This window comes from Arthrobacter sp. Sr24, assembly GCF_054511175.1.
The window spans coordinates 1-22,948 of record NZ_JBTNDB010000034.1; the positions used below are offsets into that span (position 1 = coordinate 1).

At 59.4% G+C, this 22,948-nt stretch carries 21 protein-coding genes and 1 pseudogene; 8 read left to right on the top strand and 14 right to left on the bottom strand.

Features of this window, described 5'->3' with window-relative positions:
- The first annotated feature begins 282 nt into the window (after positions 1-282).
- Together ACX80D_RS16220 and ACX80D_RS16225 are read left to right on the top strand one after the other, a co-directional pair.
- On the top strand, positions 283-534 hold the full coding sequence (locus tag ACX80D_RS16220; RefSeq protein WP_459323906.1) for a hypervirulence associated TUDOR domain-containing protein: 252 nt from the start codon (positions 283-285) through the stop codon (positions 532-534).
- Positions 531-1,079, top strand: coding sequence for a DUF488 domain-containing protein (locus ACX80D_RS16225; protein ID WP_459323907.1), 549 nt, complete (start codon positions 531-533; stop codon positions 1,077-1,079). The genes ACX80D_RS16220 and ACX80D_RS16225 overlap by 4 nt, the downstream gene beginning before the upstream one ends.
- A 16-nt stretch (positions 1,080-1,095) precedes the next feature.
- Here ACX80D_RS16225 and ACX80D_RS16230 read toward each other — a convergent pair whose 3' ends face one another.
- Entirely contained in the window at positions 1,096-1,977 is an 882-nt protein-coding gene (locus tag ACX80D_RS16230) for a VOC family protein (RefSeq protein ID WP_459323908.1), read from the bottom strand.
- Positions 1,978-2,373: 396 nt separating this feature from the next.
- On the opposite strand from ACX80D_RS16230, the gene ACX80D_RS16235 reads away from it, so the two are divergent.
- Positions 2,374-3,108, top strand: coding sequence for a GTP pyrophosphokinase (locus ACX80D_RS16235; protein ID WP_459323909.1), 735 nt, complete (start codon positions 2,374-2,376; stop codon positions 3,106-3,108).
- Positions 3,109-3,236: 128 nt separating this feature from the next.
- Here the strand turns inward: ACX80D_RS16235 and ACX80D_RS16240 are convergent, their stop codons facing one another.
- The 3 genes from ACX80D_RS16240 to ACX80D_RS16250 are packed head-to-tail and all read right to left on the bottom strand — an operon-like array spanning position 3,237 to position 6,038.
- Positions 3,237-4,376 (bottom strand): PQQ-dependent sugar dehydrogenase, encoded by a 1,140-nt coding sequence (locus ACX80D_RS16240; RefSeq protein ID WP_459323910.1) that lies wholly within the window; start codon positions 4,374-4,376, stop codon positions 3,237-3,239.
- 58 nt (positions 4,377-4,434) lie between these two features.
- Positions 4,435-4,998 carry a cyclophilin-like fold protein gene (locus ACX80D_RS16245; RefSeq protein ID WP_459323911.1) on the bottom strand — a complete coding sequence of 188 codons (564 nt, stop codon included), beginning with the start codon at positions 4,996-4,998 and terminating at the stop codon, positions 4,435-4,437.
- On the bottom strand, positions 4,998-6,038 hold the full coding sequence (locus ACX80D_RS16250; RefSeq protein WP_459323912.1) for an NAD(P)-dependent alcohol dehydrogenase: 1,041 nt from the start codon (positions 6,036-6,038) through the stop codon (positions 4,998-5,000). The genes ACX80D_RS16245 and ACX80D_RS16250 overlap by 1 nt, the downstream gene beginning before the upstream one ends.
- Positions 6,039-6,287: 249 nt before the next feature.
- Here ACX80D_RS16250 and ACX80D_RS16255 point away from each other — a divergent pair, with 249 nt between their 5' ends.
- Entirely contained in the window at positions 6,288-6,998 is a 711-nt protein-coding gene (locus tag ACX80D_RS16255) for a DUF998 domain-containing protein (RefSeq protein WP_459323913.1), read from the top strand.
- Between the two features lie 141 nt (positions 6,999-7,139).
- Here the strand turns inward: ACX80D_RS16255 and ACX80D_RS16260 are convergent.
- From ACX80D_RS16260 to ACX80D_RS16270, 3 genes and pseudogenes are all read right to left on the bottom strand, one after another.
- Positions 7,140-8,138, bottom strand: a pseudogene (locus tag ACX80D_RS16260) (NADP-dependent oxidoreductase).
- 74 nt (positions 8,139-8,212) lie between these two features.
- Positions 8,213-8,926 (bottom strand): SDR family oxidoreductase, encoded by a 714-nt coding sequence (locus ACX80D_RS16265; RefSeq protein ID WP_459323914.1) that lies wholly within the window; start codon positions 8,924-8,926, stop codon positions 8,213-8,215.
- A 76-nt stretch (positions 8,927-9,002) separates the two neighbouring features.
- Positions 9,003-10,085: an alkene reductase gene (locus ACX80D_RS16270; protein WP_459323915.1), complete on the bottom strand. Its 1,083-nt coding sequence runs from the start codon at positions 10,083-10,085 to the stop codon at positions 9,003-9,005.
- Positions 10,086-10,280: 195 nt separating this feature from the next.
- On the opposite strand from ACX80D_RS16270, the gene ACX80D_RS16275 reads away from it, so the two are divergent.
- From ACX80D_RS16275 to ACX80D_RS16285, 3 genes are all read left to right on the top strand, one after another.
- On the top strand, positions 10,281-10,883 hold the full coding sequence (locus tag ACX80D_RS16275) for a TetR/AcrR family transcriptional regulator (protein ID WP_459323916.1): 603 nt from the start codon (positions 10,281-10,283) through the stop codon (positions 10,881-10,883).
- Positions 10,884-11,061: 178 nt separating this feature from the next.
- Positions 11,062-11,907 (top strand): NAD-dependent epimerase/dehydratase family protein, encoded by an 846-nt coding sequence (locus ACX80D_RS16280; protein ID WP_459323917.1) that lies wholly within the window; start codon positions 11,062-11,064, stop codon positions 11,905-11,907.
- 308 nt (positions 11,908-12,215) lie between these two features.
- A complete protein-coding gene (locus ACX80D_RS16285) occupies positions 12,216-12,521 on the top strand; it encodes a putative quinol monooxygenase (RefSeq protein ID WP_459323918.1) in 306 nt (101 codons plus the stop codon).
- Here the strand turns inward: ACX80D_RS16285 and ACX80D_RS16290 are convergent.
- The 4 genes from ACX80D_RS16290 to ACX80D_RS16305 are packed head-to-tail and all read right to left on the bottom strand — an operon-like array spanning position 12,518 to position 17,709.
- Positions 12,518-14,221: a dipeptide ABC transporter ATP-binding protein gene (locus ACX80D_RS16290; RefSeq protein ID WP_459323919.1), complete on the bottom strand. Its 1,704-nt coding sequence runs from the start codon at positions 14,219-14,221 to the stop codon at positions 12,518-12,520. The two genes, ACX80D_RS16285 and ACX80D_RS16290, sit on opposite strands and share 4 nt — an antisense overlap.
- Positions 14,218-15,024 carry an ABC transporter permease gene (locus ACX80D_RS16295; RefSeq protein ID WP_459323920.1) on the bottom strand — a complete coding sequence of 269 codons (807 nt, stop codon included), beginning with the start codon at positions 15,022-15,024 and terminating at the stop codon, positions 14,218-14,220. Before ACX80D_RS16295 ends, ACX80D_RS16290 begins: the two co-directional genes overlap by 4 nt.
- Positions 15,021-16,007 carry an ABC transporter permease gene (locus tag ACX80D_RS16300; RefSeq protein ID WP_459323921.1) on the bottom strand — a complete coding sequence of 329 codons (987 nt, stop codon included), beginning with the start codon at positions 16,005-16,007 and terminating at the stop codon, positions 15,021-15,023. Before ACX80D_RS16300 ends, ACX80D_RS16295 begins: the two co-directional genes overlap by 4 nt.
- A 37-nt stretch (positions 16,008-16,044) precedes the next feature.
- Positions 16,045-17,709, bottom strand: a complete 1,665-nt coding sequence (locus ACX80D_RS16305; RefSeq protein WP_459323922.1) for an ABC transporter substrate-binding protein — start codon at positions 17,707-17,709, stop codon at positions 16,045-16,047.
- 234 nt (positions 17,710-17,943) lie between these two features.
- On the opposite strand from ACX80D_RS16305, the gene ACX80D_RS16310 reads away from it, so the two are divergent.
- Positions 17,944-18,942: an alpha/beta hydrolase gene (locus ACX80D_RS16310; RefSeq protein ID WP_459323923.1), complete on the top strand. Its 999-nt coding sequence runs from the start codon at positions 17,944-17,946 to the stop codon at positions 18,940-18,942.
- 168 nt (positions 18,943-19,110) lie between these two features.
- Here ACX80D_RS16310 and ACX80D_RS16315 read toward each other — a convergent pair whose 3' ends face one another.
- The 3 genes from ACX80D_RS16315 to ACX80D_RS16325 all read right to left on the bottom strand — a co-directional run bounded on the left by ACX80D_RS16315 (position 19,111) and on the right by ACX80D_RS16325 (position 22,763).
- A complete protein-coding gene (locus tag ACX80D_RS16315; RefSeq protein WP_459323924.1) occupies positions 19,111-20,580 on the bottom strand; it encodes an MFS transporter in 1,470 nt (489 codons plus the stop codon).
- Positions 20,581-20,822: 242 nt separating this feature from the next.
- Positions 20,823-21,671: an SMP-30/gluconolactonase/LRE family protein gene (locus ACX80D_RS16320; protein WP_459323925.1), complete on the bottom strand. Its 849-nt coding sequence runs from the start codon at positions 21,669-21,671 to the stop codon at positions 20,823-20,825.
- 42 nt (positions 21,672-21,713) lie between these two features.
- Positions 21,714-22,763, bottom strand: coding sequence for a LacI family DNA-binding transcriptional regulator (locus ACX80D_RS16325; protein WP_459323926.1), 1,050 nt, complete (start codon positions 22,761-22,763; stop codon positions 21,714-21,716).
- Between the last annotated feature and the right edge of the window lie 185 nt (positions 22,764-22,948).

Below are 22,948 nucleotides of genomic sequence, written 5' to 3' on the forward strand. Positions count from 1 at the left end.
TTTCGCGATGCATGGGATCGCTTTCAACGACCTAGCGAACCGCCGTATGCGAGGCCCGCACGTACGGTGGTGTGAGAGGAGGGGCGGGAAACCCGCCCCTCCTACTCGATTTTCCGGGCGCGTGGTCGAGCTGATCGGTTTTGACCTCCTCAGCCCCGGATTGGCGGGTTAGCGGCCAACAAACACGCGGTGAGAACCGCCGTCGAACGTCCGGGCGAACGGCGTGATCCCGTGACTATGGTTCGCCTAAGTGTTTGAATGGGAAAAAGGAAGGGGACACTCATGTCAGATAAATTCTCCGTGGGAGACCACGTTTCATGGAACTCCGAGGCCGGCCGAGTCTCCGGCCACGTCAGCAAAGTCCACACCTCAGATTTTGATTACAAAGGCCATACCCACAGGGCGTCCGAGACGGATCCGCAGTATGAGATCAAGAGCGATGAAACCGACCATATTGCCGCTCACAAGGGCGGTGCCCTGAAGAAGATCCAAGGCAAAAAGCCTGCATCAAAGTCAGGAAAATCTGAAAAATGACGGGTGAGGAACCGTTTCCCATCGCCACGATCGGGCACTCGAACCAGTCGCTGGAGGAGTTCCTAGATCTGCTCAAGGAGCATGGGATTGAACGGGTGATGGATGTCCGGAAGTTGCCGGGATCCAACAAGTACCCGCACTTCAACGCCGATACCCTCAGCGGGGTTCTGCGTGAGCAGGGCATTACCTTGGTGCGCATGGAGGCGCTGACGGGGCGCCGGCCCGTCAGTAAAGTCATCCCGTTTGCGGTCAACGCGTGGTGGCAGGTCCGCAGTTTCCACAATTATGCAGACCACGCCATGTCAGAGGAATTCCGTCAGGCGCTTGCCGAGCTCCAGAAGCTAGGCTCAGAACATGCCACGGTTTTGATGTGTTCGGAGGCTGTCTGGTGGCGGTGTCACCGGCGCATCATTAGCGATCACCTGCTTGCTCACGGGGTGAAGGTGCTGCACATCCTTGGCCAGGGATCATCGAAACCGGCAGAACTCAGTGAAGGAGCCGTTGTTGGACCGGACTTGCAGGTCAGCTATCCTGCGACCGATTAGTCGGATAGCCGGCGAGTTACAGCTCCGCGATAACGAACTTCTTCATGCCGAGCATTCGTTGATATGCGCCGGGGCGCTGCATCAGTTCACCCATGTTCTGGGGGACAATCTGCCAGCTGACCCCAAAGCGGTCCACCAACCAGCCGCACTGCTCGGCCTCCGGCACACTGCTCAGGGCATCCCACAAGGTGTCGATCTCGTTCTGATCCGTGCAATCGACCTCCAGTGACAAGCCCGGTGTGAACGTGAAGTCATGGATGGCCCCACCGTCCATGGCGGAGAACCATTGGCCATCCAGCGTGAACTCGGCAAACGTCACCGCACCGCTATCGCCCTGCGTCACCACCATACCCGGGCCGGAGTTGGGGAAGAGGCCCTGATAGAGGTCCATGGCCTGCTGGGCCTGAGCGGTATCGCCGGTGAATAGGAGCTGCGGGATCACCAGCGGGCGCGGTTCACCTGCAGGGTCGGTCAGCATCAACTGCCAGTTCACGCCGTACCTGTCCTCTACCCAGCCATAGAGCTTGCTATGCGGGTACTCGCCAAGTTCCATGCGGACCTGGCCGCCGTCTGAGAGCGCATCCCACATGGTGGTGATCGCCTCGCGCGTGACTGCTTCGTCGCCGTCGAACATCAAGGGGTCCATGCTAAGGATGAAGGAAATGGCGGGAGTGGGGCGGAACTGGTCACCGGCGTTGATCAGCCGGAGCCGGTAGTCGCTGATGGTCACGTCGACCACGAGCGGCTGCCCGCCGAAACTCTGTTGGAAATCCGGAAGGTTGTCTTCGGGGTAGGACGCCACCACCTCCATGGACGCCTTGGGGAACACTGACGCGTAGTAGTGTCCGACGTCGTTTGCGTTACCTTGGCACCAGATATTCGGCACGATTCGTTGCATGATTTCCTCCTGGGGGCTTTCACAGCATGGCACGGCCACTGGCGCCCTTCAAGTGTTTGGCCTGGCAATTTTGGGAGGGTTGCCGAGTGATGTTCGGTGAGCTCCCATTTTGAGTCCCTACAATGCGTAATATGCTGAAAACGCGCTATGAGAGTTCCTGTACCGGTCCCTTGGCTCCGCTGTAAGTTGCCCGAATCAACTCCAGCGTCAATGATTCAGCACGGTGGGCAGCCCAAGTTTTCCGCCTCGCAAGTTTTCCGTCTAGGGCAAATGCGCGAATCTTGCGGTCTGGGTCCATCCGGCGTGGACGCGCACCGCCGGCCCTAGCAGGTATTACTCGTTACTGATCCTGCCGCCGGCTTTCTTAGTCTTTGCAACAGAAGGAACCACCGAATAATGACAGATAGATACGACCAGGACTTGAGCAACCTCAAAAAGTTCCGAAGCGGTGTTTCACGATTCATGCTGTCGTACCAGTTCGGGATCGACGAGATGATGACCAAGATCAATATCCTGAAGTCCGAATTTCAGCACCTCCATGACTACAGCCCCATCGAGCATGTTAATTCGCGGTTGAAGACCCCCGAAAGTATTCTCGCCAAGGCGCGCAGAGACAATCTCGCATTGAGTTTCCCGGACCTGCGCGAAAATATGCGTGACATCGCGGGGATCCGCATCACCTGCAGTTTCATTTCCGATGCCTACCGGGTGGCCGAGATGATCACCGCCCAACGTGACGTAACCGTACTGGCCGTCAAGGACTACATCGACTCTCCGAAACCCAACGGCTACAAAAGCCTGCATTTGATCGTGTCCATCCCGGTCTTTCTCTCTACATCTGTGGAGACGATTCCTGTGGAGATCCAAATCCGAACGATCGCTATGGACTTCTGGGCCAGTCTGGAACACAAGATCTACTACAAGTTCGACGAGGAAATTCCTGCGGTCCTGCTGGCAGAACTCAAAGAGGCAGCCGACGTAGCCAATAGCTTGGACGTCAAGATGGAACGCATCCATGACGAAGTGCGGGATGTTCGACGAAAATCAGCTGCTGACGACGAAGAGGACTACGACGTTGACGCAGCCGTTGCCAGTCTCACGTCTCAGAAGAATCTGGACTATTTCCTCTGACAAACGGGTCAGCTGGATCTTTGCTGCGGCGAATCGCACTTGTTGCGGTGATTCGCTGTGATGGTGCCACGGTGGACTGATGCCGGTGGGCGCTGATTAGATCCGTGGGCCTTCCTCCGGAAGCATAATCACGGGAGAACAGCCATAATCCGATCGTCTTCATCGCCCGGGCTTCCGCGTCCGTCAGTGTTGTTGCTGAGGAACCACAAGGCTCCGTCTGGGGCAACAGTGACGTCTCGGAGGCGGCCGTATTCTGCGCTGAAGTAGTCGGTGGAGGTGGTGGGGTTTGCTACCGGAACGGCGCGCAGCACTTGTCCGCGCAGGTTGGCGATGTACAAAACACCGTCGAGTTCGGTCATACCGCTGGGGCTGGCCACATCCGGTGTCCACTGCTGGACCGGGTCAATGAACCCCTCAGCGTTGGCCATTCCTTCCACTGTTGGCCAGCCATAGTTGGCGCCCGCCGTAATGATATTCAGCTCGTCCCACGTGTTCTGGCCGAACTCCGAGGCGAACATGGTGCCGTCCTGCGCCCAAGCAAGTCCTTGCGGATTCCGGTGCCCGTAGCTGTACACGAGGGAGTCGGCGAATGGATTGTCCTCGGGTACCTCGCCGTCGGGAGTCATCCGCAGGATCTTTCCACCGATGGAGTCGAGGTCCTGCGCCAGGTTGCGTTGTCCGGCGTCGCCCGTGGTGGCGTAGAGCATGCCGTCGGGGCCAAAGGCGATGCGGCCACCGTTGTGGTTACTGGCGGAGGGGATGTCCTCAAGGATGGTTTGGGCCTGCCCCAAGGTCAGTGATCCCGGCTCGCCGGTGACGCTGAACCGCTGAATGCGGTTTCCCCCGGCCGCGGTGGAGAAGGCGTAAATGCGTCCTTGGTCATCGACAGCCAGTCCCAAAAGTCCGCCTTCGCCTACGGCCTCCACATCCGCGACTGTCCCGATGGCGCGAGTGGTTCCATCCTTGGCAAGCTCCAGAATGCGCGCGCTGTCGCGTTCGCTGACCAGCGGCGTCCCCTCGTGAAACACCACTGACCACGGTGCGGCGAGTTTTGTGGAGACGGTTGCAGGGGTGCCCATGCCCGACAGCGGCACTTGGCTTCCGGTGGCGGGGTCGGTGGCGGGGTCGGTGGCTGGGCTGCTGGAGGTAGGGCTTAAGGACGACGGCGATGAAGCTGGCGGTGCTGCTGTTGTGCACGATGAAAGCAGAATGCCGGCACTGAGGCTCAAGCCCAAGAAAGCGGCGGCGGATGAACTGGTGCGGGTCACAGTTGGCTCCTGAAGTAGTTGCGTCCTTTACGGCTACGCACGGTTAGGGTGTGGCGCCTCAGTCGGTTGACGGCACGATCTCGACGGTGACTGGGCCATCTTCGAGTTGGGCCAGTTGTTCAGCGGTGGCGTTGTAGGTACCGAGGTGGATGGTTTGATCGGAGTACCCGATCCCGTCCGTGTTGTAGTAAAAACCAATGTTCCCCCAAGGGATGAAGTAAATAAGGTCGCCATCTTCGGGGTCCGAACCGAGGGAGCCTTCCGTGACCAAGTCCCGAGGGAGTGCCGCGATCTTTTCCTTTCCCGCAAATTCCTTCACCGGCAGTGTTAGTGGAAGCAGGGAAAGGAAGTCTCGTGCCGTGGGATTGCCCTGGTTGATGGTGACCTCAACCGTTGTCTCCGGCGATGTGAACCGGACGATTGTTTTCTCGGCCGCGACCTCTGGCTGCGCGGATGTTGCCGATGGGCGCGATGCTGTTGGTGCTGCGGCAATGGATGGTGACGAGGCCGGTACTGGCGACGTTTCGGCGTCGGTGGGTCCGGAGGTTGCGCAGCCCGACAGGGCCATCAGCAGGGCGAGTACCGCTGCCAATGACCCTGTCAGGGAGAGTCTGCGATGCATTAGAGCGTTGCGGTGTCGATGACGAAGCGGTAGCGAACGTCCGAGGCGAGAACACGGTCATAGGCTTCGTTGATTTGGTCCGCGGAGATGACCTCGATCTCGGCGCCCAGCCCGTGTTCGGCACAGAAATCAAGCATCTCTTGGGTTTCGCGGATGCCGCCAATGGTGGAGCCGGCAAAGGAGCGCCGGCCCATGCTCAGGGCGAACGCGTGAACGGGCAATGCCTCAGGCGGCGCTCCCACAAGGACCAACGATCCGTTGAGGGAAAGTAGCTGCAGATACGCGTTGATATCGACGGCGGCGCTGATGGTGCTGATGATCAGATCGAAGCTGCCCGCCAAGTCGGTGAACGTCGCAGGGTCGCTCGTCGCATAGTAGCGATGAGCGCCGAACTTGAGTCCGTCGTCGTGCTTGCTCAGGGTTTGGGAGAGGACGGTGACCTCAGCTCCCATGGCGGCGGCAATCTTGACGCCCATGTGGCCGAGCCCGCCCATGCCAACAATTGCGACCTTTTTGCCTGGGCCTGCGCCCCAGTGGTGCAGGGGTGAGTAGGTGGTGATGCCGGCGCAGAGCAGCGGTGCGGCGACATCGAGCGCGAGGCCTTCGGGAATGCGCACCACGAAGTTTTCGGTGACCACCACGTGGGTGGAATATCCACCTTGAGTAATGGTTCCGTCGCGGTCCATGGCGGCGTACGTTCCGGTGTTTCCGGCTAGGCAGTACTGTTCCTCACCGGCCAGACAGTGGGTGCATTCGCCGCAGGAATTGACCATGCAACCGACTCCCACACGATCGCCCACTGAGTGGCGGGTGACCTCGGAGCCAACCTCCGCGACGATGCCGGCGATTTCATGTCCGGGGGTCAGCGGGTAGCTTTGCGGCCCCCAATCGCCACGGACCGTGTGGATATCGGAGTGGCAGATCCCGGCAAATTTGATGTCTATGAGGACGTCGTGCGGGCCCACGTCGCGGCGTTTGATCGTGGTGGGTACGAGTGCTTCGGTGGCGGAGGGGGCCGCGTAAGCCTTGACGTCTAGCATGGGATCTCCTGGTGTGAATCGATGAATCAAATGTAGTAGAACAGCGGATTTGTGGGGCGGTGGGGATGGGCAGCATTCTCGCATTGGGTTCTATTCACAATAGCGCTTAGCCTGCCAGCTCCAGATAAAGCGACGTGTGTAGCCCGTCGTGGCTGGGCCCGGTAGGTTCTGCCTGAATGGCTCGCGTACTCGAAGCGCTCCCATGCCTTCAATGCAATTGCGGCTCGGCCAGTATGGAAAGCTTGAGTCATGATTCCGCAGAACCCGCATTCCGCCCGCCGCGGCTTCGCCACCGCAGCAATAGTAGGCATCACAGTTTACGTCCTGGTCGACGTGGTGCTCCAATTCCTCCCGCCGCACTACAGCGTGATCAGCGACGCCGAAAGCAACCTGGCCGTGGGTCCTTTCGGATGGATCATGAACCTGAATTTCCTTGGCCGCACCCTAACCACCCTGTTCGCATTGGCCGCCATCAACCTGATCGGCCCCACCTCAAGAGCCCGCAGAACGGGAACATGGCTGATGCTCGCCGGTGGTCTGTCGTCCGCGTTACTGGCGTTTTTCCCCACCGATGTTGAAAACGAGGCCGGAATTCTGGAAATGACCACCGTGGGCACCGTGCATCTCGTCGTGGCAGCCTTGGGTTTCCTGGCGGCACTGGCCGGCATTTGGGTGCTGACGCGCTGGATCCGATCGAGCCATGAACTGGCCAAAACCTATCCAACGGCACTAATTTTCACTCTCCTTGCCGGTGCAGGGCTCGCATCATTGATCCTGACCCACATCATGATGCCGGACCTGTTGGGACTCGCCGAACGGATCTGTCTGGCCGGCCTCTTGGGCTGGGTACTAGTTGTGTGCGCGAACATCAGGAAATTGCCGCTGCAGAACCTACCAGAATCGACTGTCCCGGAAATGGTCGACGGCGGTGCGGGGCGGACTGAATCTATGCCGTCATGACCCGCTGGGGTAAGGCCGCGCGCCACGCAATAAGGCCCCTTCCCGTTGAGGCCAGTTCGCGTCAATTCACCGGATCCATCTGGCGAGCTCCGGTGCCCTAGTTTTCAATCTCAATCTCCACCGTGGACACCGCTGTCTCGTTCAGTCGTCGAGGACGAGTACTGCCTTGCCCTGGAGCCCGCCCTTGCCCAACGATGAAAGAGCCTCGGGCAACGCCTCAAAGGGGACAGTTTTGCCTACAACGGGCCGGATGGCACCTGAATCGATGAGGCCAGCGAGTGTCCGGAGCTGTTGGCCGTTGGCGTTCATGAACATGAACTCTTAACTAACCCCACGCTTCTTCGCCTGCCGACGAATGTTGCTGCTCAGCGCGGCTACTACGAGCCGCACCAGCGGGTTGAGCTGAGCGGAGCGAGCAAAAGCAGGGTCGGGTGGGCCTGAGATTCCGATGGCCTTGCCCCCGGATTTGAGAACCCGAAGTGACTTCTCGAGATTCGTCCCGCCCTGGCTGTCTAGTACAAGGTCAAAGCCGCTGAGCAGCTCAGAGAAGTCCTGCGTTCGGTAGTCAATGACCGTATCGGCACCAAGCTCTTTGGCGAGTGCGGCGTTGGGGACGCTGACCGTTGTGGCAACCGTGGCGCCAAGGTGCTTGGCAAGTTGGATAGCAATCGAGCCCACACCGCCGGTTCCAGCGTGAATGAGGACCTTCTGGCCGGCCTTCAGCTGGCCCCGTTCAACCAACCCTTGCCATGCAGTCAATGCCACTAGAGGTAAAGAGCCAGCCTCCTCGAGGGTCATCGATGCGGGTTTGAGGGCCACATCGTCCTGGTCGATAGCGATGCGTTCGGCAAAGGTTCCGATGCGACCATCGCGGGGACGAGCGTAGACCTCGTCACCTACACTGAATTTCCCAACCTGGGCGCCGACGCTGATGACTGTGCCTGCGACGTCGTGCCCTAAACGAAAAGGCGCCTTGTACGGCAAGATCAGCTTGAATTCGCCCAAGCGGATCTTTTCATCCAGCTGGTTCAAGCCTGCGGCCTGAACTTTGACCAAGACGTCATGGTCGCCAACAGTTGGCTCAGGGACTTCTGTTAGGTCCAACGCTTGCTTGTACTTGCTAACAATGAAAGCTTTCATGGGATTGCTCTTTCGGGGGGTGCTGATGCAGTGTGGCTGAGTGGTTGCTTGGCGCAGCAGTGATGGGGCAAGCGTTAGTTTTTTGCGGCAGCCAGCTGGGGGTAGAGACCCTCGATGGGTGCGCTCAATGCGGCCTTGAGATTCACGGAGGCGGCATCGGCCAGCACCTCATAGTCACCAGTTTCGACGGCGTCAAAGGCTGCTCGCACTACCTCGGCCGGATCAACTTTCGCTGCGGAAGTGTGCGCGGACATGGGCGTATCAACGTAGCCTACGTGCACTCCCACGACGTGAACGCCGGCCGGAGCGAGCTCCAGCCGTAAAGAGTTTGTCGCCGACCAGAGAGCTGCTTTCGTGGCGCTGTAGATCCCCGCAACGGCCAACCAGCTCAACGCCGAATGCATATTAATGATTGCCGAGCCTTCTTTTGCCGCCAGGGAAGGTGAGAAGGCGCGGGTCAGGAACAGCGGACCGAGGAAGTTCGTTTCAATGTTTTGGCGAATCTCGTCCTCACTGTGATTGAGAAGCCCTTGGCTCGAGACTGAGATGCCCGCGTTGTTGATCAGCACCGTCACATCGTCCGCGGCTTCCACGGCGGCGCTGATTGACTGGGAGTCGGTGACGTCTAAGGCGAGGGGGACAATGCGTGGATCGTCCCAGGTGCGTGGGGTGCGGGCGCTGGCGTAGACCTTGCTGGCTCCGCGGGCGAGGGCCTCGGTGACGAAGTGGGTGCCAAGACCGCCGTTGGCTCCGGTGACAAGGACGATTGATCCGTTGAGTGATGGCATGGAGATGAACTTTCTGTTGGGACTTTACTGTCTTGGCGCGATGGAGCGTTGCGGAATGGAAGTGGAAGCGCCCAGGCTAGCGCCCGGCGAGTTCCATGGCCGGGTAGTCGGTGTATCCGGCTTCGCCGCCACCGTAGATCGTTGATGTATCGAGTTCGTTGAGCGGAGCATCGGTGCGGAGCCGCTCGACGATGTCTGGATTGGCCAAGGCAAAACGCCCCAAGGGAGCCATGTCCGCCAGACCTGCATCGATATCGTTGGCAATTTGTTCCCGGGTGCGGCCGTAACGGACCACGAGCAGTGCCGTTGGCCAGAGCTCTCGCAAGGACGCCAGCAGCTCGTCGTCTCCTACGTGGTGTAGGTGCAGATAAGCCAGTTTGAGTAAAGCGAGTTCCGCCACCAGATGTCGGTACTGCGCGCGGATACTCTCGGAATCGCCTTCGTTGATTCCGCCTAAGGGCATGCCGGGGGAGAGGCGGATTCCGACGCGTTCGGCACCGATTTCTTCGACGACGGCGCGGGCGATCTCAAGCACAAAGCGAGATCGATTTTCAATGGAGCCACCGTAGGAATCCGTGCGGTGGTTGGCATTGGGTGAGAGGAACTGGTGGAGAAGGTAACCATTGGCGCCGTGGATCTCAACGCCGTCGGCACCTGCCGCAATGGCGGAAGCAGCAGCATGCCGGAAGTCCGCAATGGTGGTGAGGATACCGTCGTTGTCCAGTTCGAGGGGCACTGGACTTAGCTGTTTTCCAGTGGCAGTTACCATCTCTACCTCGGCGGAGATTGCCGAGGGCGCTACGGGTTGGCGATGATGGGGCGTGTTATCCGGGTGGGAGACCCGGCCAGCGTGCATCAACTGAAGAAACAAAGCACCACCTTCGGCATGTACGGCCTGGCTTACTTCGCGCCAGCCCTCGATCTGGGCAGGGGTGTAGATTCCTGGCGTATTCAAATATCCCTGACCGTCGGCAGAGGGCTGAATGCCTTCACTGATCAGCAGTCCCAAGGAAGCCCGCTGCCCGTAATAGGTTGCAGTGTGAGGCCCCGGCGTACCGTCCGCAGTGGCACGATTGCGGGTCATGGGGGCCAAAGCCAAGCGGTGTGAAAGCTCCAAGTCGCCAAGGGTGAAAGGTTGCCAGAGGGAAGCGTTGTTCATGGAAGTGCTAGTCCTTTGCATCGGTTGTGATGTCGGGGTTGGTGCTGAGGGGTGTCACGCCGGAACAGCGCCCACGTGCGGAGACTGATTGCTGCCTCGACATGAAAGAATCGAAGGAACCATCGCCGCACTCAGCAGTTCTGACTATACTCATAACTGAGTGCAGTCATAAAATATTCCCGGAGGAAACCCGTCATGTCTTCAATGCCCATACAGCTCGGGCGGCGCGAGCGGAACAAGCAGCAAAAGCTTGAACGCATCATGGCCGCCGCCTGTGAACTCTTTGCCCAGCATGGAGTTGACGATGTCACTACTCAGCAAATTGCGGACAAGGCTGATATTGGCGCGGGCACGTTGTTCCTCTATGTAAAGAGCAAAGGAGAATTGCTCCTGATGGTGCAGAACTCCACCTATGCGCAGGCGCTGCTCCGGGGCCAAAAAAACGCCGACGGTCTGCCGCACACTATCGACGCCGTGATGGCGATTGTTCGCGCCGTGGTGGAGTGCAACCGCACGCAGATCGATAACGGGCGTACTTATCTGCGCGAGATGGTCTTTGGCGATCACGAAGAGCCCCATCACCGCGAGGCTCTTGGGCTCAACGCTCAAACGGAGTCAGCCATCGCAGCGCTCCTGCAGAGGGACGGAAAGCTCGGGGCGCGTGATGCCGCGCTGCTGGCTAGGACCGTTTCTGCCGTCATGTTTGTGGCCATGGCGGCATCGGTCTACGCGGAGAGTCCCGTTGAGGTGCTCATCGCGGGCATCAAGGAGCAGCTGCGCGCCATCCTGCCGCACTGAAGCGGGGCCTGAAGCAAGGACCGGTTCCAGGGTAGGACTGTCAGTCCTAGGAATGGCAGGGTATGGCGAAGCTCCTTTCGCGGCACCAAAGGCGGATACTGTAGCTTGCAGAGAAGCTCAGGTTCTTGCACCGGACAACAACGGCAGTGGCACTAAGTACCTACAGTGAGGGTTCCCCATGAGAATTGCAGTAACAGGCGGAAGTGGAAAACTGGGTCGGCACGTAGTGCGGCGGCTGGTTCAGGATGGGCACCAGGTGCTGAATCTGGACCGTGCAGGTGAGCGGAGCCCGCAGCTGGTCGTGGTGGACCTACGCAACTATGGCCAGGTACTGGACGTCCTTTTAGGGCTCGATGACAGACACGACGGCTTTGACGCCGTGGTGCATTTGGGCGCCATCCCAGCCCCGGGCATCATCCCAGATGCCGCCACCTTCGAGAACAACATGGTCTCCACCTACAACGTCTTCCAAGCGGCTCGTCGTGCGGGGATCAAGAAGGTTGTGTATGCCTCAAGTGAGACGGTGCTGGGGCTCCCGTTCGACGCTGACCCTCCTTACCTTCCGGTGGATGAAGAATATCCAGCCCGTCCGGAAAGTACTTATTCACTGGTGAAGCATCTGGAAGAGCAAATGGCCAAGGAGCTGACCCGTTGGGATCCGGAGCTGAGTATCAGCGCGCTACGTTTCTCCAACGTCATGGACGTGCAGGACTATGCCGCGTTCCCTGCCTTTGATGACGATGCCACAGCCCGAAAGTGGAATTTGTGGGGTTACCTTGACGGCCGGGACGGTGCGCAAGCCGTAGCTCGAGCACTTGAACATGGCCAGCCGGGTTTTGAAGCGTTCATCATCGCTAACGCTGATACCGTCATGACTCGTTCAAGTGCCTCGCTTGCCGCTGAGGTTTTCCCGAATGTGGAAGTGCGCCAAGATCTGGCGGAGCACCAGACATTGCTCTCCATAGACAAAGCAAAGCGGCTGCTGAAATTTGCGCCCGAACACAGCTGGCGCGAGCACCAGTAGCAGGCCGGCAGGGCAAGGCGGCGAGGGCCGGCTGGTAGCAAGTCGGCCCTCACAGACATTGCCAGTTCGCCGCAGCCACAGGGCGGTCTGGGCGCAGCTCGGATCTCAGCGTGGGCAAAGAGATCCACCTCCGGGTGCGGAGGTAAATGGCACCGGAGCGCACGCCGTCGGAAGCTAACGCCGCAGTCTCGTTGCCTAGTTACCGCATAGCAGGCGCAGAGGAGAATTCCGTAAACTCGTGCAATCGGTTGCCAGCCAGTAGGGTGAGTCCTACATATCCACTCGATTCGAGAGCAAGGTTGGCGCACATGGCAGAGACATTTTTTCAGATTGTTGTCCGTTACACGGTGAAATCCGGCGAAGTTGAAACGGTGCTGCAATTACTGGCCGAGATGGCCGCTGCCACGCGCCAAGAAGCAGCGAACATCTCCTACGATTTCTTCCAAAGCACCGAGAATCTTGAGCAGATCGTCATTCTGGAACGCTACACCGACGCCGCCGGATTCGCCGCCCACCGCGAGTACGAACACATTGAACGAATCGGCGCAGCGCAGATCATCCCGCGCCTGGCCAGCCGGTCCATTCAAACCTTCGACAACGCCACCGACTCCTAAGCCGGTTCGGAACCAGGCTGCCCCACAGGACCCATGCCGAAGGAATGCAACGTTGGGGGAGCGGCCGTCAGCAGAGAACGTGTGTACTCATGCGCCGGAGACGTAAATACCGATTCCGTTGGTCCCGATTCAACCACTTCACCCGCACGCATGACCATCACGTCATCGCTCATGTGCCTGATGACGGCAAGATCATGGGAGATAAAAAGGTAGCTGAGCCCGAGGCGCTGCTGCAGCTCATCCAACAGATCAAGCACTTGAGCCTGCACGGAAACATCCAGCGCCGAGACCGGCTCGTCGCAAATTAGCACCTTCGGGTTCGGCGCTAGTGCACGGGCAATAGCCAGCCGCTGACGTTGTCCGCCAGAAAGCGTGGCCGGATTTCGCTGTACCGTCTCTGGCGCCAACCCCACCAGCCCAAGCAACTCCTCGATACGGCCGGTATAAGCGCGTGGTTTACGCGTCTGCCCAAAACTGAGGGCATCAGCCAACACCGCACCGGCCGAAAGTCGCGGATCGAACGATGATAACGGGTCCTGGTACACCGCACCCAGTGTGGAACGACGGCTGCGGCGGGCCGATTCCGGAACCTGACTCCACGGCTCACCTAGCAGTTCCACGGTGCCCGAATCCGGCGTCAGCAGGCCCAGCGCCATCCGCGCCGTGGTGGTCTTCCCGGAGCCAGATTCGCCCACCACACCGAGAGTTTGGCCCGGCAGCAGATCAAAGTCGACGTTCTGCACGGCCTTGAAGCCTGCAGATTTAGACAGGGCGAAACTCTTGGTCAGCCCCCGTGCGCTGAGGACAGGATGTACGACGGCGGGCGCCTCACCTTCCGCTGCCATGGACACACGCTCTGCGTCCTGAACTGTCAATTGTCCGGCGCCGCTAGTGGCGGGGGAGAGCCGTGTGAAGCGGGGCTTTCCAGCTGGAACGGCCGCCAACAATGCCCGGGTGTAGGAGTGTTGGGGATCGGCGAAGATTTGTTCGCGGGGCCCATGTTCCACGATGCGTCCGGCCTGCATGACAGCAATGGAATCGGCCACGCTGGCCACAGTTGAAAGGTCATGGCTGATCAACAGCATTCCCGAACCCGATTGGCGCAGTTCACCCAGCAGTTCCATGACAGATGCGGCAATAGTCGCATCCAGTGCGGTGGTGGGCTCGTCGGCAATGATGAGCAGCGGATCGAGCGCAATCGCGGAGGCGATCAGTGCTCTCTGACGCATCCCGCCTGAAAGCTCACCGGATCGTTGGGCGGCTCGTCGAACCGGATCATCCAAGCCAACGGCTTCAAGCAGTTCAATCACGCGGGCTGCACGCTTGGTGCCGGAGCCACTGGTGTGCAGGCGCAGGGCGTCATCAATTTCCTTGCCCACCGTCCGCAACGGATCCAAAGATGTCAGAGCGTCCTGCAGGATCAGCCCTACGTCTTTACCGCGGAGCGAGCGCCAGCTGCGCTGGGAAAAGTTCCTGACATCGCGGCCTAAAACGTTCAAGATCGTGGCACTGACGCTGGACCCGGAACCAGCCAAACCGATCAGAGATCTGGCGGTCACAGATTTACCGGACCCTGATTCACCCACTAGCGCCAAGCATTCGCCCGGGTTCACCGTGAAGGAAATGCCGCTGACAACATTGCTTGTGCCAAAGGAAACGTCAAGATTATCAACTTCCAAAAGAGGCTTAGTAGCGGTCATCGAACGTCTCCAGATTTCATTGATCGGGACAGGACAGTCGCGGCAGCGGCCACCAGCACAATGGCCAGACCTGGGAAGAACGTCATCCACCACGCCAGCGAAAGATAAGTGCGCCCGGCCGAAAGCATGGTGCCCCATTCAGGGGCTGGCGGCGGCGCGCCCAGACCAAGAAAGCTCAACGAGGCCGCCCACAGAATTGCCTGACCCAGCCCCAGCGTTACCAAAACTGCCAACGGTGCCAGAGCGTTCGGCAAGATGTGAACCAAAAGGATCCGTAACCGGCGTCGTCCTAGGACTGTGGCAGCCTCCACCATGGGCGAGGTGCGCAGGGCAATGATTTGCGCGCGAATCATGCGGGCATATCCGGGCGCGGAGGTCAGGCCGACGGCGATGACAGTGGTGGTGACTCCAGGACCCGCCAGCGCAATGAAGATCAGTGCCAGCAGCAGACCGGGCAGGGCAAAAAGCACTTCCAGGACGCGGCCTACGCCAAAGTCCAGCCACCGCCCACCAAAACCAGCAAGGGTCCCCAACACTAACGCCAACCCGAGCCCGATCGCTGTTGCCGCCGCCCCAATCAGCAGCGAGGAACGGGCGCCATGAATGATGCGCGAGTAGATGTCGCGCCCAGATTCATCGGTGCCCAGAAAATGTCCGGGGCCCGGCGTAGAGAATGCCTGCGCGGGGTTGATGGCTAGCGGATCAACGGGCGCCAACAGGTTGGGCGCGATGGCTGCCAGCACGAAAAAGAGCAGTATTGCGGCGGCTAGAATTTTGGGGATGTTGAGGGCGCGGAGCTTCATGAAGCCCCTATGCGAGGATCGACTAAGCGTTCGGCAACATCGGAAAACGCCATGATGAGCACGTAGGCGGCGGCCGAGAAGAGAGCCACACCGGTGACGAGGGGGATGTCTCGTGCTGTGACGGCGGAGAGTAATGAACGGCCAAGACCGGGACGGGCAAAGATGGTTTCAACCACCACTGCGCCGGAGAGAAGTGAGCCGAAGGCCCAGCCGGAGAGCGCAATGCCGGGTAGCGCCGCGTGCCGCAGGGAATGACGTAAGAGCACCCCGGACTCCGATTCTCCACGGGCGCGGGCTGATAGGGCAAAGGCGGAACGCTGGGCTTCGGCCATGGTGTCGCGCATGAGCTGACCCATGAATCCAGCCAGCGGCAAGGCCAAGGTGAAGACGGGCAACACCAGCCCTGTAGGCGTATTGGTACTGACAGGCGGGAGCCACCCCAACATCGTGGAAAACAGCATGATCAGCACACTAGCCAACCAAAAATGTGGGACGGCGGCCGAGATGATTTCCAGTCCCGAGCCCAAAGCCGAACCGAGCGAGCCGCTGCGCGTGGACAGCACTGACACCACCAACGCTATGACCCACGCCAGGAGCAGAGCCAGCCCAGCCAGGATGAGTGTGGGTGGAATTAGCTCGGCAAGAACCTCCACGACGGGGCTTTTCAACGAATAAGAGGTGCCAAAATCGCCGGTGGCCAGGCGCCACAGCTGACCAAAATACTGCACGTACAGCGGCTGATCTAAACCATATTGCGCACGGGCCTGGGCCAATGCTTCGGCCGAAGCCTGTGATCCCGGACCGCCCATGATGGCCTCGGCTGGGTCTCCAGGGATCATCCGGAGTCCAAAGAAGATTGCCGTAGCAACGGCCCAGAGCACAAAGATCCCACCGGCGAGCTTAGTCAGCAGCCAGCGCATTGCCGGCCAAGCCTGCCCGGCAATGCCGGATGGGCCGCTCGGGATCTTCGTGGGTTCACTCATGATGGACTCTGGACTCGTGGTTCTGGGCGGATGGAGGCTAGTTAGCCAACCATGTATCGAAGAAGGTGGGTGAGGCCACGGCTGTGGTGGCACCGACGTTCTTCAGCTTCTCTGAGTATAGGAAGTGGTTTTGCTGATCGTAGAGCGGCAAGAGGTAGTAGCCCTCAAGCACCTTTTTCTGGGCTTGCGTGTAGAGCTCCTTGCGCTCGGCTTCGTCCTTGGTGGATCCGGCCGTTTCCAATAGCGCATCAAGCGCCGGGTCTTTAACCTGTGACAGGTTAGCGAAGTACCCCGATGGTGCGGGAATGGTGGAATCAGAGTGGAAGAGGATCGACAACACGCTGGGACCCACCTTGGTGTAGGGGGCGGAGACTAGGTTGTAGCTGTTGGTGAATAGCTCGTTGTACCAGCTGGAAATATCCAGCAAGTTGATCTTGATCTCGATGCCCGATTCCTTGGCAGTTGCTTGCATCTGCTCAAAGAGAGACTGCTCTGCGGGGATGGACTGGCTGGTGCTCACGGGGAAGGAAAGGGAGAGCCGGACGCCGTCCTTGACGCGGTAACCTTGCGGGTCACGTTCGCTCCAGCCCGCGGCGTCGAGCAGATCGCCTGCCTTCGCGGGGTCGTGACCGAAGAGCGACTCCTCTGAGTGCGCCAAGGGTTCAACGCTGGAGAGCGGTGAGTAGGAACGCTTGGCGGTGCCAAAGAACAAGGAATCAACGCTGGCGTTGACATTCACTGCGTGAATGAAAGCTTCGCGGACCTTTTCGTCATTGAACGGTGCCTTGGAAGAGTTCAGCTCAATCCGGTTGGCTGCGCCAGGGCGCGGTGCGTCCAAGTGTTTGATAGTGGAGGTCTTGGCAGCCGTGGCGATGGCATCTGGCTGGGCGTTGTCAATGATGTCTACTTCACCGGCTTGCAGCGCCGCGTAGCGCGTAGCTGACTCAGGGATGAAGCGCCAGGTGATGGAATCCAGGTAGGCGGCTCCTGTGTGTGCTGCGTCCGCAACGGGCAGCACGTAGTTCTCGTTGCGGACCATGGTCACGGAGTCCTGCTTCTTCCAAGATTCAACTTTGAACGGACCGGTGCCTACAGGAGCTGCACAGTTTTCTTCTTGTGTGCGCGCCAATGCAGCAGGGGATTCGATCGCTACCCACGGCATGGAGAAGGATTCCAGTAAAGAGTTGTCTGGGGACTTGAGCTTCAACTCGAGGGTGCTCGCGTCGACAGCTTTCATGGAAGCAATCTTGCCCAGAGCCAGGTAACCGGTGGAGGATGCCGTGGCTGGATCCAAGAGGTGCTCAAAGTTGGCCTTGACGGCCGCGGCGTCCAAAGCGGTGCCATCGGTGAAGGTGATGCCGTCACGGATCGTGACAGTGCGGGTCAGGCCGTCCTCGGACACCGTGGAATCCTTGGCTAGCCAGGGGATCAACTTGCCATCTGAATCCTTGGTGTACAGCGTTTCCAAGTACTGAGAGGCAACGAGGGCCTGCGGGTAATTGCCGCCAACGTGCGGATCCAAGCAGCTGGGCTCGGCATCGCCGGAGGCATAGACAAGGTTCCCACCCGTGACAGGCGAGCCGGGGTCGGAACTGCCATCCGGCGTCGTACTTGCGGGTGTGCAGCCGGCAAGAACCAGCGCTGCGGCAAGGGCCGTTGCAGCCGGAAATAGTTTGGTGGCCAAGGGGCGTGCGAGAGTCATGACAGTCTTCCTGCGAACCGGGGAGTGGAGCGATGCGGGTCCCCGCACAGACTGTCCTCACGGGCCGTAGCCGTCAGGCACGCATCAGCGAGCACCGCCATCAACCTTAGCGTTGTAATGGAGCGGGCGCAGTGATATATGAGACACGTCATAGGAGGTGTAGCTCATCGCGGAATATGGGAGCTGAGGTGCTGATAACGTAAGCGATTAAACGTCACAAGAGGGGAGCACGAGTTGAGCAGTTCGCAACTTGAACCGGCCGCACCACAACAGCCTTCAAGAAGGCCTGATATCAACCGCGCCGATTTGATCATTTTCTGGGTGGCGCGCGTGCTCTCACTCTTGGGCGTGGTGGTGAGCGTCGGGGCGGCCGTAGCTACGGGTTCCCTGCTATGGCACGGGCACCCTGCCTACCTGATCTTGCTCATGGTTGTGTTCCTAGGCAGTACACTTTTTGCGGTGCATTTTTGGCTCAGATCCGCAGCGAAACATCGTCGATTCAAGATTCTGAAATCGTTGGGGATGCTGGCATCGGCTACGCTCTTGGCACTCCTGTGGTGGCTGATTCCTGCGGCCGCAGCGGAGCCGGCGTTATCCGCCATGCAATCTTCTCCTACGGTCACGGTCACGGAGACTGCAACTCAGATCGTATTGGAGCCAGCTGGAACTGCCAGTGACGTTGGAGTATTTTTCCAGCCAGGGGCCCGCGTTGAGGCCCGAGCCTATGCTGCGATTCTTTCTCCGCTTGCCGAACGCGGGCACACGGTGGTCATTCCCAAGCAACCGTTTGGCATCGCCTTTTTATCACTTGGTGCCTTTGACGCCGCGCGAGGAGATCATCCGCCGGTGGCGAAGTGGGTAGTGGGTGGGCACTCCCTGGGTGGGATTGTGTCCGCCATGGATGCCCAGTCCTTTGCCGGGGCCCCCAGTGATGCCGTGGTGGGTGTGCTGTTCTTTGCTTCCTACCCGGCATCTGACATGACTGCTCTCGACGTGCCAGTGCTCTCGATCTCGGCAGCCAATGACGGACTGGCCACACCGGCACAGATCGACGCAGCCAAGTCCCTGCTGCCCGTCGATACTCGCTACATGGTGATTGACGGTGCTGTTCATTCACAGTTCGGTGACTATGGACCCCAATCCGGTGACGGTCAGCCGGCCATCACTCACGACGACGCGCGGCAGCAGATCTCCGATGCCAGCGTGGCTTTTGTGGATTCCCTGCACAAGTAGCGGCGGCGCTGGATGAGGGCAACCAGCTGGCGGCGTGAGCCGCAGGATTCTCTAGAGACTGAAAGTGACGTGAAGGGTGCCACTCTCGGCCACTTCGGTTCTCACCTGATGGGTGAGTTCTAGCCCGCGCAGGCCATCACAAGGTTCACCGAGTGTTGCGCGGCCAACTCAGGGCTGTTTTTTCTCCTGTGAAGCGTCTGGGTCTACTGTGTCTAAGTCCTCGGGCAGGGCAACCAAATGCACTTCGGCAGGTCGGGGCCGGGGAATAGACAGCGTCAGCACGCCGGCAACCACTGTGGCGCCGAGGGCGATCATGTAACCAAGCTGGAATTCGGTTGCAGTGGGTGCAGAGTCTCCAGCGCCGGAAGAGGCCAGAATTGCGCCCATGACGGCGGCTGCGCTGCTTGTACCCAGTGAGCGCATGAGGGAGTTGAGACCGTTAGCGGCACCTGTTTCCGTGGGTTCCACGGCGCCCATGATCAACAGCGGCATTGACGCGTAGCCGATGCCGATACCAGCCCCCACCAGTGCATTGGCCACGAGGATTTGCCAGATCTCTGTGGAGGCTAGCAGCGCCAGCGCGTAGGCGAAGGCAATGATGATGACGCTGACCACCATGGTTGCCCGCCCGCCAACATTACGGTTCAACCGGGCAGCCACGGGCGCCATGGCAACCTGCACCAAGCCGGCCGGAGCGAGGATTAAGCCAATAGAAATTAGAGTCTGGCCCATTCCAATGCCGGAGCTCGTAGGTAGTTGCAAAAGCTGGGGAAACAGCACCTGCGAGGAAAAGAATGCAAAACCCAGCGCGACTGAGGCGAGGTTAGTCATGAGCACAGCCGGCCGTGCGGCCACACGAAGGTCTACGACGGGATCTTTGAGTCTGAGCTCAAAAGTTCCCCATGCCACCAGCACTACAATGCCGCCGGTTCCCAGAAGCAAGGTCAACGGTGACGTCCAGCCCCACGCATTGCCCTGGGCTACGGCCACCAGAAGCCCGGACAAACCAACAGACAGACCAGCCGCGCCAGCGTAGTCGAAGCTGCCGGTAGCGAACGTCGTATCCTTAGGCACAATCAACGCCACAAGGATCAGCAAAGCAACGCCCAGAACCGAGGCGGTCCAGAACAGGGCGTGCCAGTCCAAGGTTTGTGCAATAAAGGCACTGATGGGTAGGCCCAGTGCGGCGCCGAAGCCAAATGATCCGCTGATCAGCGCTACCGCGCCGCCAACCTTCTTTGCAGGCAAGTGATCCCGCAGCACTGAGATGCCCAGCGGGATGACACCGCTCATCAGCCCCTGTAGCCCGCGGCCCACCAAAAGAACCGTCAAGTCAGTTGAGGCGGCTGCCAGAATGTTACCGATGATCAATGCGACCAATAGCACCAAGATGATCTTGCGTTTTCCGTAGAGATCACCCAAACGGCCGGCAATGGGTGTGACCACGGCCGAGGTGAGTAGCGTGATGGTCACAACCCAGGCCGTGGCTGCGCGTGGGGCGTCCAATAGCTCAGGCAGTTGGGCCTGGATCGGCACCACCAGAGTGAACATGAACGATGCACAAGCACCGGTGACGGCCAAAACCGCAATGAGTGGCCAGGTGCGGCGAACGATGGGTGTGGACGGAGCTGTGTGCATTGTTTCCTTTGTTACGGCCTAAAGGTGGTGCGGCACGGCAGCGATGAGCGTGTGCTGGGCTGTGCGAAGTTCTATGGCAATCGGATGCCATGGCTTAATTATGCCCGCTGCTGACTCTAGTCCACACCGAAGAACCGGGCGTGCACATGCTCGTCGCCGAGTTATGCAGCGCGCACCGTCTGACTCAGCGGCTCTCCGCATGCTCCGAGGAACGGGTGCTCTGGGCCTCGCATCAGACGGTGCTAGAGCCGCAGCTGCGACAACGAAGCGGCAATGGTGAATCCGTCCAGCTCGCCTGGGGCAGTCATCCCAATAGAAGCGCTGGTGACAATGACCAGCGGATCCTCACTAGTGGTGAGGATGACGCTCGTGGGCTGCGAAACCGGGAGGGGTAGCTGATTGGCGATGCGTTGGCCTAGCGAGTACATGTCGAGGCGGTTGCCACCCCACACTGCATTCCAGAGTTGGCCCGTGCAATCCACGTGCATACCGTCAGGTGCTCCGCCGTCGACTTTAGCGAATATTTCAGGGCAGAATGGTTTGCCGCTGGTGCCGGGCACCGTGCTTGTATTTATGCTCAGGATCGTCCCTGCCACAGTGTCGCCGACCAGCATCGCTTGAATCTCGGGCAGGTAAATGGGTCCGTTGGGGATCTCGATCCCACTCATCAGACAGCTGACGACGCCGGTCTTCGCATCCCAGCGCCAGAGGTGACCATTGGGTGCGGATCCGTCATGCACCATGGTGCCAAACCAGCACGACCCGTCGGGGGCAAAGGTGCCATCGTTGACCCGGTGGCGGCTGGGATCCAGTGAAGTAGTGGCGATCTCGGTCACCGTGCCATCTTCCCGGATCCAGGAAAGGCCAGTTCCGAGCGCCGCTATCATTCGACCGTCGGGAGCTTTTTCGAGGAAACCTAGTGGTGCATCGAAGGTACGCAATGGCGTGGCCGGATCTGCTGAGCCGGGCGTCCAGGAGTAGAGCTCGCCGCGCAGCAGATCTACCCAGTGAACGTCTCCGTCAATGATGCGGAGGCCTTCGCCCAGTTCGAGCCGAGCTGCGCTGATGGGTTGCCAAGGGGAGTGGGGCATTGATGGGACTTTCTGTGGGAGCTGATGTGTGGCGGGGTGGAGCTATGGAGCCTCAGATGTTCCGGAACCGTCAGAGGTAAACCCGGTGGACTCCCGCTTGACGATGGAGAACCCAGCTTTGACTGTTTGTGGTGCTGACCGGGCCCCCTTTTCGTTGATCCGCTCCACCAGTAGGTCAACGGCGGTTTCTGCGATTTCCAGCCTCCCCGGATCGACGCTTGTCAGTGAAGGTAAGGAGAAGCGTCCTTCATCAATATTGTCGAAGCCAATCAACGCTACATCCTCTGGCACACGCCGGCCCGCATGCACCAAAGCACGCAGTGCTCCCAGAGCTAGTGTGTCATTGAGGGCAAAGATGGCGTCGAAATTGACGTTGTTGCGAAGCAGTGTACGGGCGCTGGCGAGCCCAGTTTCCCGAGTCCACTTGCCACCTCGGACCACTAACTCTGGGTCCGCCGAGATGCCTGCCGCGGCAAGGGCTTGGTGGTAGCCCCGTTCACGTAAACTGGCTGAACTCGCGGCATCGGAAGCATTTTCGGGTGCACCAATCAAGGCGATGCGCGTGCGGCCAATCTCCAGCAAATGTTCAACAGCAGCTCTGGCAGAGGAGGTGTTATGCATGGTGACGTGGTCCGTAGGTCCGCCAAAGATTCTTTCGCCCAGAAGGACCAGAGGATCATCTCCACTGAGGACATCCACGTCCTGCTGACCTATCTCCACGGGGCTAAAAAGCAATCCATCAATGTAGCGCATCTGCCCGCCGGACAACGTCGCAATTTCCTGCTTCCGTTCGCCGTCGGTCTGTTCAATGAGAACTCGCAATCCGCGTTTTTCCGCGGCCCGAATCACTGAATGTGCAAGTTCGGCAAAGTAGTTTTCACGCAGCGAAGGAACCGCTAAGCCAATCACTCCAGTCTTGCCAGAGCGAAGCCCCCGCGCTGAAAGATTGGGCCGGTAACCCATTTCTTCAATAATCGTTTGGACTCGTAATCGCGTTGCTGGGCCCACCTTAGGGTTGTCGTTCATGACATTGGAGACCGTTTTGATGGAGACTCCAGCCGCGCGTGCCACGTCATGGATTGTGGGACTCATAACGCTTTCACGATCCTTTGGTCCTGCAGTTTCTGCGGTGGGTGGGGGTGGACTTCTGTGGTGTCACTGCCTAGATCATAGCCAGCCGGCACTCAGAATTTGGCCAGCAGGGCCGTCGCTGCCCGTGGACATAATTCTTTTTCGAAGCATCTTGTAACAATCGAAAATAACCCTTGACGCTACGC